The following is a 2,809-nucleotide window of genomic DNA, read 5'->3' on the forward strand; positions in this document are numbered from 1 at the left end:
CGCGCCCATATCACCGTCAACAAGAACGCCGTGCCGGGCGACCCCCAGAGCCCCTTCGTCACCTCCGGGCTGCGCATCGGCACCCCGGCGGTGACCACCCGCGGCTTCGACGAGGCCGAATGCACCGAGCTGGCGGGCTGGATCTGCGACATCCTCGATGTGCTGGCCGAGCAACGCAACAGCGACGCCGTGGAGGCCGAGGTGCGCGAGAAGGTGGCCGAGCTGTGCGTCCGCCACCCGGTCTATGGCCAGGCCGCCGTCGAGGCTGCCGAGCCCTCCATCGCTTGAGCCCGCTCCCCGCCGGCGCGCCGGCGGGGCCTTTGAGGAGAAGACCCCTATGCAACGTTATTCAGGCTTCGGGCTGGTCAAGCACGCGCTGAGCCACCATGAGAACTGGGAGCGCCAGTGGCGCAACCCCACGCCGAAGAAGCAGTACGACATCATCATCGTCGGCGGCGGCGGCCACGGCCTGGCCACCGCCTACTACCTGGCCAAGGAGCACGGCATCAAGAACGTCGCCGTGATCGAGAAGGGCTGGCTGGGCGGCGGTAATACGGCTCGTAATACGACGATCGTACGCTCCAACTATCTGTGGGACGAGGCGGCGGCCCTCTACGAGCATTCCATGAAGCTGTGGGAGGGCCTCTCCCAGGACCTCAACTACAACGTCATGTTCTCCCAGCGCGGCGTGCTCAACCTGGGCCACACCCTGCAGGACATGCGTGACATCCAGCGCCGGGTCAACGCCAACCGCCTGAACGGCATCGATGGCGAGGTGCTGGATGCCAAGGGCGTCCAGGAGATCGTGCCGATCCTCGACTGCTCGAAGAACGCCCGCTATCCGGTGCTCGGCGCCTCCTGGCAGCCGCGCGCCGGTGTGGCGCGCCACGACGCCGTGGCCTGGGGGTTTGCCCGGGGCGCCGATGCCCTGGGCGTGGACATCCTCCAGCAGACCGAGGTCACCGGCTTCAAGATCCGCGACGGCCGCGTCTATGGGGTGCACACCAATCGCGGTGACATCGAGGCCAAGACCGTCGGCTGCGTGGCCGCCGGCAACTCCGGCGTGCTGGCCAAGCTGGCCGGGATCAAGCTGCCGCTGGAGTCCCATCCGCTCCAGGCGCTGGTCTCCGAGCCGCTCAAGCCGGTGCTCGACACCGTGGTGATGTCCAACCATGTCCACGGCTACATCAGCCAGTCGGACAAGGGCGACCTGGTCATCGGTGCCGGCATCGATGGCTACAACGGCTACGGCCAGCGCGGCAGCTATCCCACCGTGGAGCACACCCTGCAGGCGATCGTCGAGATGTTCCCGATGTTCTCGCGGGTGCGCATGAACCGCCAGTGGGGCGGCATCGTTGACACCTGTCCGGACGCCTGCCCGATCCTCTCCAAGACCCAGGTCAAGGGGCTCTACTTCAACTGTGGCTGGGGCACCGGCGGCTTCAAGGCGACCCCGGGTTCGGGCCATGTGTTCGCCGCCAGCCTCGCCAAGGGCGAGATGCATCCGATCGCCGCGCCCTTCTCCATCGACCGCTTCCATACCGGGGCACTGATCGATGAGCATGGCGCCGCCGGCGTGGCCCACTGATCCCCGCAGAGGAGACTTCCCATGTTCTATATCCATTGCCCCTACTGCGGTGAGCTGCGCGAGGAAGAGGAGTTCCATCCCAAGGGCCAGGCGCATATCGTCCGGCCCCAGGACCCGGAGGCGTGCAGCGACGAGGAGTGGGGCGACTATCTGTTCTTCCGCGACAACCCCCGCGGCATCCACCACGAGCTGTGGGTCCACGCGGTAGGCTGCCGCAAGTTCTTCAACGTCACCCGCCACACCGTGACCTACGAGATCCTCGAGACCTACAAGATAGGCGAGCAGCCGTCGATTACCGCCGAGTATCCCGAGGGTCGGCCGTCCCGGGACGTCACCGATCAGGCAACGCTTCGTCAAGGAGTCCGCGCATGAGCCAGGTCAATCGCCTCACCCAGGGCGGGCGCATCGATCGCCGCCAGCCCCTGAGCTTCACCTTCAATGGCCAGGCCTACCAGGGCTATGCCGGCGACACCCTGGCCTCGGCGCTGCTGGCCAACGGGGTGGACATCGTCAACCGCAGCTTCAAGTACTCGCGGCCCCGCGGCATCGTCGCCGCCGGCGCCGAGGAGCCCAATGCGGTCGTCCAACTGGGCAGCACCGAGGCGGCCCAGGTGCCCAACGTGCGGGCCACCCAGCAGGCGCTGTTCGATGGCCTGGTGGCGCGCGGCACCAACGGCTGGCCCAGCGTCCAGCGTGACCTGATGAGCCTGGTCGGCAAGCTGGGGGGCAAGTTCATGCCCCCGGGCTTCTACTACAAGACCTTCATGGCCCCGGCCTCCCTGTGGATGACCTACGAGAAGTACATCCGCAAGAGCGCCGGCCTGGGGCGCAGCCCCATGGAACGCGATCCGGACAGCTACGACCACCTCCACCAGCACTGCGACGTCCTGGTGATCGGGGCAGGCCCCGCCGGCCTGGCCGCCGCGCTCAGCGCCGCCCGCAGCGGCGCCCGGGTGATCCTGGCCGACGAACAGGAGGAGATGGGCGGCTCGCTGCTCGACAGCCGCGAGCTGCTCGACGACGAGCCGGCGGGAGAGTGGGTCGCCGCCGTGGTGGCCGAACTCGCCGGCTACGACAACGTCACCCTGCTGCCGCGCACCACCGCCAACGGCTATCACGACCACCACTTCGTGACCCTGCACGAGCGGCGCACCGAGCACCTGGGCGAAGTGGCCCCGCGCCTCGAGGGGCGGCGCCAGGTGCGCTCGCGGATGCATCGGG

Annotated in this window: 2 protein-coding genes and 2 pseudogenes (1 of these 4 cut by a window edge); all 4 read left to right on the forward strand. The window is 68.1% G+C overall.

The window, feature by feature from the left end; genetic code table 11:
- Positions 1–288, forward strand: a pseudogene (gene glyA / locus J5F18_RS02455) (serine hydroxymethyltransferase); the annotation flags it as partial.
- Between the two features lie 49 nt (positions 289–337).
- A complete protein-coding gene (locus J5F18_RS02460; RefSeq protein WP_346300770.1) occupies positions 338–1,588 on the forward strand; it encodes a sarcosine oxidase subunit beta family protein in 1,251 nt (416 codons plus the stop codon).
- Positions 1,589–1,609: 21 nt separating this feature from the next.
- Positions 1,610–1,960: a sarcosine oxidase subunit delta gene (locus tag J5F18_RS02465; RefSeq protein WP_346300771.1), complete on the forward strand. Its 351-nt coding sequence runs from the start codon at positions 1,610–1,612 to the stop codon at positions 1,958–1,960.
- Positions 1,957–2,809: pseudogene (locus J5F18_RS02470) on the forward strand (2Fe-2S iron-sulfur cluster-binding protein); it runs 1,953 nt beyond the window's last position. The gene J5F18_RS02465 and the pseudogene J5F18_RS02470 overlap by 4 nt, the downstream one beginning before the upstream one ends.

The organism is Halomonas sp. BM-2019 (assembly GCF_017584085.1).